The sequence below is a fragment of the Kitasatospora sp. NPDC023118 genome, from assembly GCF_055560875.1.
Window position 1 is genome coordinate 26251 of sequence record NZ_JBVHHW010000007.1, and the last position, 8573, is coordinate 34823.

Genomic DNA, 8573 nt, shown 5'->3' on the forward strand with positions numbered 1-8573 from the left:
CCAATACACCATGAGTCATGACGTGATATCCCTGGGCGTATGGAGCAGCGCCCCGAACTCCCCCTCCCCCAGCTGTACACCTTCACCGTCCTCGCCGAGGAACTCCACTTCGGCCACGCGGCCGCCCGGTTGGGCATCGCCCAACCGCCGCTGAGCCAGCAGATCCGCCGCCTGGAGGAGAAGGTCGGGCATCCGCTGTTCCACCGCGAACCCGGCGGCATCACGCTGACGGCGGCCGGCCGGGAGCTGCTGCCCACCGCGCGCCGGGTACTGACCGAGCTCGCGGACGGCCTGGCCGCCGCCCGCGCCGTCGGCAGCGGCGAGACGGGCCGGCTGCGGATCGGCTTCTCCGCTTCGCTCGCGCTCACCGTCCTGCCCGGCCTGCTGCACACCTTCCGGGAGCGACACCCGGGCGTGCGCCTGGACATCCGCGAGATGACCACCGCGCCGCAGCTCGCCGCCCTGCACGACCGGGGCATCGACCTCGGCCTGCTGCGCGAACCGCCCGAGGCCGAGCCGGAGCTCTGCTTCCGCACCGTGCTCAGCGAAAGCTTCGTCGCCGTACTCCCGTCCACCCACCCGCTCGCCGCCCAGCGGACCGTCCGGCTCGCCCAGTTGGCGGACTCGCCGTTCGTGCTGCTCCCCCGCGCGGTCGGCCCGCAGCTGTACGACCGGATCACCGGCCTGTGCACCGCGGCGGGCTTCACCCCGCGGATCGGGCAGCACGCAGTGGAGTGGCAGACCGTGTGCGCGCTAGTGCAGGCCGGCCTCGGCGTCTCGCTCGCCCCGGCGAGCATCCGTCGCATCCGGCTCAGGGGCGTCGCGTTCCGCCGGATCGAGCCCGGCACCGACCGCACCCGAGTGGCCGTCGCCTGGCGCCGGAACGACCGGAATCCCCTGGTGGCCCACCTGTTGACGGCCGTCAGCCAGCCCGACCCCACCGCCGACGGACGATCTTCCACCGACGCGAGCGGCGATAGCCGACGCCACTGACCATCAAACCGGCCCCATCCGTCCGCCCGTCAACTCCGCCGCAGCAAAGACGAAATGGCATGCACGCCACTAGCCAACCGTCCAGTAGCACCCCTACCGTCGACTCCCCGTGGCTTCGACGGAGGAGCTCGCCTTGCGCCCACGCCCCCACCGCCTCCGCTTCCCGGCCGTCGCCCTCGCGTCGGCCCTACTCGTCACCGCCGCCCTGACCACCCCCACCACCGCCACCGCCGTCCCCAGCGACACCACGACGGCCGCCGCCGACTACTGCGGCGGCCACTGCACCGACATCCTCCCGCCCGGCGAGAACGGCAACGCGACGCTCGCCGAGATCCTGCTCAACCGGATGTTCGGCAGCCGCCCCGCGCACACCGACGACCAGCTCGGCCCGTACGCGGCGCTCGCCTCCGGGTACCCCGGGCTCACCGCGGCCGGGCTGCGCAGCTTCTTCAACGACGCCTCCTTCGGCGTCCCCGCCGACCAGGTGGCCAGCACCACCTCCCCGCGCCCGGACGTCACCATCGTGCGTGACAAGGCCGCCGGAGTGCCCCACATCACCGGCACCAGCCGCTACGGCACCGAGTTCGGCGCGGGCTACGCCGCCGCGCAGGACCGGCTCTGGGTGATGGACCTGTTCCGGCACGTCGGCCGCGGCGAGCTGTCCGGCTTCGCGGGCGGCGCCGCCGCCAACCGCCAGCTGGAGCAGAGCTTCTGGCAGGCCGCGCCGTACACCGAGGCCGAGTTGCAGCAGCAGATCGACGCGCTCGCCGCCCGCGGCGGCCGGGCCGCCCAGGCGCTGGCCGACGCGAACGCCTACCTCGACGGCATCAACCAGTACGTCACGCAGGCGTACAACGGCCGCACCTTCCCCGGCGAGTACGACCTCACCGGGCACATCGACCCGATCACCAACGCCGGTTCGATCGAACCGTTCAAGCTGACCGACCTGGTCGCCCTGGCCTCCGTGGTCGGCGCGCTGTTCGGCGCGGGCGGCGGCAACGAACTCGCCTCCGCCCAGGTCAAGTCGGCCGCCGAGGCCCGCTACGGCAAGGACGCCGGGGACGCGCTCTGGAAGTCGCTGCGCGAGGCCGACGACCCCGAGGCCGTGCAGACCCTGCACGACGGGCAGAGCTTCCCGTACGCCACCGTGCCCGACCAGCCGCAGGGCCAGGCGCTGCCCGACCCCGGCTCGGTGGTGCCCGAGCGGATGATCTACGACGCCACCGGCTCGGCGGGGTCGACCACGACCACCGCGAACGGCGTCCTGCCTGGCAACCTGCTCACTGCCAAGCACGGCATGTCCAACGCCCTGCTGGTCTCCGGCGCGCATACCGACGACGGCCACCCGGTCGCCGTGTTCGGCCCGCAAACCGGTTACTTCGCACCGCAGTTGCTGATGCTGGAGGAGATCCAGGGCCCCGGGATCAGCGCGCGCGGCGCGGCCTTCGCGGGCCTGAGCTTCTACGTGCAGCTCGGCCGCGGCCAGGACTACGCCTGGAGCGCCACCTCGGCCGGGCAGGACATCACCGACACCTACGCCGTCCCGCTCTGCACCACCGACGGCTCGCCGGTCACCACCGCCGCCAACTCCTACCTCTGGCACGGCCAGTGCCTGCCCTTCGACCGGCTGGAACGCAAGGACGCGTGGAGCCCGACCACCGCCGACTCCACCCCAGCCGGCTCGTACACCCTGGTGATGTACCGCTCCGACTACGGCCTGGTGACCGCCCGGGGCACCGTCAGCGGCACGCCCGTCGCGTTCACCTCGTTGCGCTCCACCTACCGGCACGAGGCCGATTCCATCATCGGCTTCCAGGAGTTGAACGACCCCGCCGCGGTCCACGACGCACCGAGCTTCCAGCGGGCGGCGCAGGACATCAACTACACCTTCAACTGGTTCTACGCCGACTCCCGCGACATCGCGTACTACAACTCCGGCAGCAACCCGGTGCGCGCCCCCGGCGTCGACGCCGGCCTGCCCGTCCTCGCCCAACCCGCCTACGAGTGGGCCGGCTTCGACCCGGCCACCAACACCGCCCGGTACACCCCGCCTGCCGAGCACCCCCAGTCCGTCAACCAGGACTACTACGTCTCCTGGAACAACAAGCAGGCCGACGGCTACACCACCGCCGGCTTCGGCAACGGCTCGGTGCACCGCGCCAACCTGCTCGACGACCGGGTCAAGGCGCTGCTCAAGAACGGCGGCAAGGCCGGCCGGGTCTCGCTCACCCAGGCCATGGAGAGCGCCGCGCTCACCGACCTGCGGGCCGAGGACGTCCTCCCCGACCTGATCCGGGTCCTGCGCAGCGGGCCGGTCACCGACCCGGCGACCCTCACCGCGCTGCAACAGCTGGAGGCCTGGCTCGCCAACGGCGGCCAGCGGAAGGAGACGTCTGCCGGCAGCCACACCTACGCGGACGCCGCCGCGATCCGGGTGATGGACGCCTGGTGGCCGCTGGTCGCCGACGGCGTCATGCGGCCGGGGCTCGGCGACCAACTGTTCACCGCCCTGACCGGCGCGCTGCAGATCAACGAATCGCCCTCCGGCCGGCAGACCGGCGCCGCCGGCGGCGGCCCGGTGAGCGCCAACGAGTCCATCCCGCACAAGGGTTCGGCCTTCCAGTACGGCTGGTGGAGCTACCTGGACAAGGACCTGCGCTCCGTCCTCGGCGACCCGGTCGGCGGACCGCTGGCCCGCCCGTTCTGCGGCGGGGGCGACCTGACGGCCTGCCGGAACGTACTGCTGAACACCCTGAGCCAGGCGGCCGCCCAGACGCCCACCCAGGTCTACCCGGGCGACGGCGACTGCTCGGCCGGCGACCAGTGGTGCGCCGACACCATCATCCAGCGGCCGCTGGGCGGGGTGACGGACGACAAGACCACCTGGCAGAACCGCCCGACGTACCAGCAGGTGGTGCAGTTCGCCAGCCACCGCTGAGCGGTCGGCCCACGTCCGCCGGCGCCCACGCAGAGGGCGCCGGCGGCGTCACTTCGCCCGCCCGTCGGCCTTCCGCTCCTCGCTCCGCAGGTTGCGGGCCTCGCGGTCCAAGCGCCTGTACGCCTGCACGTATGCTTCGGAATTGTCGGGGGAGATCCGATCGGCGACGGCGTAGGCCAGTTCCCCCGCGCTCTCCACCAGGGCGGCGAGCGCCCCCAACAGCGCCGCCTCCTCCGCCTCCGGAACCTTCTCCCGGCCGGTGTCCCGCGCCTTCGGCAGCGCGTTCTCCCGCAACTGCCGCCGCGCCTCGGCCACCGCGTCGACCATCGCCCGCATGCCGCTGTCCATGCCGCCCCAGCTCCTGTCCGGTCTCCGACGTCCCGGTGAGTGTGCCCGCCCGCGGGGGAATCAAAAACCCCGCCCTGTAGCACCTGAAACACAGCTATGGTGCTTACATGGCAGCAGACGACTCCCTCGCGACCGGACAGCGCTCGCTCGGCGACCCCGACCTCCACTACCCGCTCTGGCCCCCGCTCACCGCAGGATGCCCGCAGACCGGCTCGAAGGACGTCTCCTACCCCGTCGAGGTCGACTACGCCTACGACAAGGCCGACCCGGCCGGCCTGTTCGCCCCCGTCAAGGCCCGCGGCGGCCTGGAGCGGTGGGCGCCGCTGCTGCCCCCGCTGCTCGCGCCGGGCCTCGGCGAGGGCGCCACCCCGCTGGTGGAGATCCAGCCGGGCGTCCACATCAAGGACGAGTCCCGCAACCCCACCTGGAGCCACAAGGACCGGCTGAACCGCTGCACCGCCGGCGCCGCCGTGGGCGTCGGCGCGCCCGGCATCGCGGTCGCGTCCTCCGGCAACCACGGCGCCTCGGCCGCCGCCTACGCCGCCCGCGCCGGACTGCCCTGCGTCGTCTTCACCGGCCCCGACGTGCCGCCGGCCGTGGACGCGTTCCTCAACGCCTACGGCGCGGTGGTGCTCCCGGTGCCGTGGGAGGCCCGCTGGCCGCTGCTGCGGCAGGTGGTCGAGCGGTTCGGCCTGCACCCGGTCAGCAACCTGACCACCACCCACACCGGCCACGCCTACGGCCCCGAGGGCTACAAGACCGTGGCGTACGAGATCTTCCAGGACGTGGGCGTGCCGAGCGCGGTGTTCGTGCCGACCGGGTACGGCGAGCTGCTGTTCGGTGTCTGGAAGGGCTTCGCCGAGCTGCGCCGCCTCGGCCTGACCGACCGGGTGCCGCGCGTCTTCTCCTGCGAGTCCGCGGCCTCCGGCCCGCTGCGGCGGGCGATCGCGCAGGGTGTCCCGGCCGCCCGCGTGACGGTCGGCCCGAGCGACGCCTACTCGATCGCCTCCCCGGTCAGCGGCTACCGGGGCGTGGTCGCGGTGCGCGAGAGCGGCGGCCGGGCACTGACCGTGGACGACGGCCAACTCGCCGACGCCCAGCGCGAGCTGGCCCGCGCCGGGCTGTGGGCGGAGCTGTCCTCGGCGGCCGGCCTGGCCGGCCTGCGCAGCCTCGGCGAAGAGGCGCTGGGCGAGGGCCCGGTGGTCTGCGTCTCCACCTCCAGCGGCTTCAAGGACAAGGGCGCCGGCACCCGCCCGACCACTCCGGTCACCCCCGAGTGGGCGGAGGTCGAACGCCGCCTGCGCGCCGCGGGCATCACCGGCTGACCCGGTCCCGGACCCCGTCCGATAGCCCCCCGCTTCGCCCCCGTTACGCCGCGGCCCGCGCCCCCGCCGCACCAGCCACCAGGTGACCGCCAGCGACACCACGAACAGCGTCAGGTCGGGCGCGGCGTTCGCGCCGCGCCGACCAGGGCGACCACCCCGCCGGCCGGGAGGGTGAAGGCGCAGCCGTCCAGGGCCTGGTCGAGGCCCGCCAGGACTCCGTTCAGAACGGGCGGTGCGTCAGAGCTCGACCAGCACCTTCCCCCGGCTCGCCGAGCGGTCCTCGTAGAGGCTGCGGTACGCCGCCGGAATGCCGTCGAACCCCTGGTGGACGGTCTGCCGGTAGCGCAGGTCCCCGTTGCGGACCAGCGCGCCGAGGTCCCGCCGCAGCGCGGCCCAGTTCTCCTCGGTGAACCACTCCAGCGAGAAGACGCCGCGGATCGTCGTGCGCGGGAACATGATCATCGGCAGTAGCCTGGGCCCGGCCCACTCGCCGCCGACCTGGCTCCCCCACTGCCAGCAGACCGCCACCCGGCTGTCCACCGCGAGCATCCCGAACACCGCGTCGGTGAGCGTGCCGCCCAGGCTGTCGAAGTAACGGTCGACCCCGCCCGGGGCGAACCCGGCCAGCTCCTTGGCCACCCGCTCCGGATCGTCGCCGTCGCGGTAGTGCAGCACCTCGTCGAAGCCCAGCTCCCGCAGCCAGTCCGCCTTCGCCGGGGTCGCCGTGGTACCGATGACCCGCGCACCGCGGTGCTTGGCCAGCTGCCCGACCACCGAGCCGACGGCGCCGCTGGCCCCGCTGACCACCACGGTCATGCCGGGTCGCACGTCGAGGAACTTCTCCACCGTCCCCCAGGCCGTCATCCCGGGCCCGCCCAGGACCCCGAGCGCGGTGGTGACCGGCAGCCGCTCGTCGTAGTCCGAGCGGTCCAGCCGGCGGTAGGCCGGGAAGACCATCGGGAAGGTGCCGGTCTGCCACAGGCTCGGAGCGCCGTCGCTGACCACATGGGTGCGCCAGCCGCCGAAGCCCTGGACCAGGTCGCCGACCGCGAAGCGCGCGGCCGGCCCGGCCTCCAGCACCTCCATGATCGAGTCGGCGCCCATGTGGTCGCCGATCGGGGTGTCCAGCGCGATGCCCTGCAGGTACGGGTCCACCGACACGTAGCGCGTGCGCAACAGCATCTCGTCCTCGGCGAGCCGGACGTCCACCTCCTCGACGACCTTCCGGTACATCCGGTCCACGTCCGGCACGCCGTCCAGGTGCTCCCGGACGACCCACTTCTCGATCCTCACGAAGTGACTCCAAACTCCCGGTCGTCGGGTCCGACCGGTTCGGTGATCAGGGTGGGCGGCGGCGCGCTGTCGTCCACCTCAGCGGTGAACGGCCTGCGGTCGTCGCGGCAGATGAACTGGACGACGTGCCGGCCGGCGGCGGCCGCGCGGATCAGGCCGCCGGTGGTCGCCCAGACCCCGGAGAGGTAGAAGTCGGCCAGGCCCGGCAGCCCCGGGCCGTTGCGCTTGACCTCCTCCTCCAGGGTCTCGCCGCTCTCCACGAACGGCTGCCAACCGAGCACCGTGCCGTCGTAGTTGCCGGTGTAGCGGACCTGGGTGAGCGGGGTGGAGACGTCCTTGACGGCCACCGCGTCCCTCAGCCCCGGGTGGTGCCCGTCCAGGAACTCGATGACGGCGTCGCGCACCCGGCGCTTCTCCCGCTGGTACTCCCGGCCCCGGCCGACCGGCAGGGTGTGCAGCTCCTCGCCGCGCCGCAGCCGGGGCGCCTGCTCGGGGCCGGTGCTCAACCGCCGCCAGGGGGCGATGTCGCAGAAGTAGCTGGCGTAGACGACGGTGGTCGATTCGGGCGACAGCTCCGGGTAGTGGCGGCTGCGGAACTGGATGTTGATGCTGGGGTGCCGGATGCCGGTGAGCCGCGCCGCGAACTCCTCCTCCAGCAGGTACGTGGTGCACGGGTCGCCCGCCGGGAAGGGCCGGCGCAGGCCGAGGAAGACGGTCAGGTAGCCGGGGAAGACCATGCCCGGCTCGGTGAGCGTCTCGGTGTACAGCCGGCGGTAGGTGTCGTTCAGGTAGCGGCCCTTGAGCAGGTCCATCACGGTGGTCCGCCCGTCGCAGGCCGCCACCACGATGTCGGCGCGCACCTCCCGGCCGTCGCTCAGCCGCACCCCGACCGCCGCGTCCCGTTCGACCAGGATCTCGGTCACCTTGGCGTTGTAGGTGATCTCGCCGCCGAGCCGCCGGTAGCGCTGCTCGACCGAGCGGGCCAGGCCGAGCGAGCCGCCCTCCGGCACTCCGGCCGACTGCCCGGCGTGCGACGCGAGTTGAAAGTAGGTCGGCAGCACCGGGAAGTTGGGGTGCTTCTCGTACAGCACGAAGTTGAAGGCCTCGCGCAGCAGCGGGCTGCGGAACCGCGCCGAGTAGTCGCTCATCAGCACCGTGATCGAGCGCCGGATCACGTTGACGTACGGCAGGAAGGAGGCGAGCATCCGCCAGCGCTCCCACCGGCCCATCAGCCCGACCGGCTTGAGGAACGGGTAACGGGCCAGTGCCAGACGGAACTTGCGCAGGCCGGCGCAGAACTGCCGGATCTGCCGGGCGTCCTCCGGGGCGAGGTCCAGCAGGTGGGCCTCCAGCCGGTCCGGGTCGGAGTAGAAGTAGACGGCCCGCCCGTCCCGGGTGCGCACCACGTTGAAGACGTCGAAGTTGCGCATCCGCTTGCCCTGCAGGGCGCCGAGTTCGAGCCAGATCCGGTGCATCTCGTTGCCCGGCCCGCTGCCCAGCAGCCAGCTGACGCAGCAGTCGAAGGTGAACTCGCCGCGGTCCCAGGCGGTGCAGCAGCCGCCGGGCAGCTCGTGCATCTCCAGGATCCGGGTGCGGTAGCCGTTCATCTGCGCGTAGCAGCCGGTGGACAGGCCACCGAGCCCGCCGCCGATGATCACCATGCTCCGCCGGCCGCT

6 protein-coding genes are annotated in these 8573 nt (G+C 72.8%); 3 read left to right on the plus strand and 3 right to left on the minus strand.

The features are described from left to right. The first annotated feature begins 39 nt into the window (after positions 1 to 39). Together ACZ3UD_RS10945 and ACZ3UD_RS10950 are read left to right on the plus strand one after the other, a co-directional pair. Positions 40 to 993: a LysR family transcriptional regulator gene (locus ACZ3UD_RS10945; RefSeq protein ID WP_465585132.1), complete on the plus strand. Its 954-nt coding sequence runs from the start codon at positions 40 to 42 to the stop codon at positions 991 to 993. 133 nt (positions 994 to 1126) lie between these two features. Next, entirely contained in the window at positions 1127 to 3931 is a 2805-nt protein-coding gene (locus ACZ3UD_RS10950) for a penicillin acylase family protein (RefSeq protein ID WP_465585134.1), read from the plus strand. Positions 3932 to 3979: 48 nt separating this feature from the next. On the opposite strand, the gene ACZ3UD_RS10955 is transcribed toward ACZ3UD_RS10950, so the two are convergent. Next, positions 3980 to 4279 carry a hypothetical protein gene (locus tag ACZ3UD_RS10955; RefSeq protein ID WP_465585136.1) on the minus strand — a complete coding sequence of 100 codons (300 nt, stop codon included), beginning with the start codon at positions 4277 to 4279 and terminating at the stop codon, positions 3980 to 3982. 107 nt (positions 4280 to 4386) lie between these two features. Between ACZ3UD_RS10955 and ACZ3UD_RS10960 the strand changes: the two genes are divergently transcribed. Continuing rightward, on the plus strand, positions 4387 to 5604 hold the full coding sequence (locus tag ACZ3UD_RS10960; RefSeq protein WP_465585138.1) for a threonine synthase: 1218 nt from the start codon (positions 4387 to 4389) through the stop codon (positions 5602 to 5604). Between the two features lie 237 nt (positions 5605 to 5841). On the opposite strand, the gene ACZ3UD_RS10965 is transcribed toward ACZ3UD_RS10960, so the two are convergent. Both ACZ3UD_RS10965 and ACZ3UD_RS10970 read right to left on the minus strand, forming a co-directional pair. After that, on the minus strand, positions 5842 to 6897 hold the full coding sequence (locus ACZ3UD_RS10965; RefSeq protein ID WP_465585139.1) for an MDR family NADP-dependent oxidoreductase: 1056 nt from the start codon (positions 6895 to 6897) through the stop codon (positions 5842 to 5844). Further along, positions 6894 to 8558, minus strand: a complete 1665-nt coding sequence (locus tag ACZ3UD_RS10970) for a phytoene desaturase family protein (protein ID WP_465585470.1) — start codon at positions 8556 to 8558, stop codon at positions 6894 to 6896. The genes ACZ3UD_RS10965 and ACZ3UD_RS10970 overlap by 4 nt, the downstream gene beginning before the upstream one ends. Between the last annotated feature and the right edge of the window lie 15 nt (positions 8559 to 8573).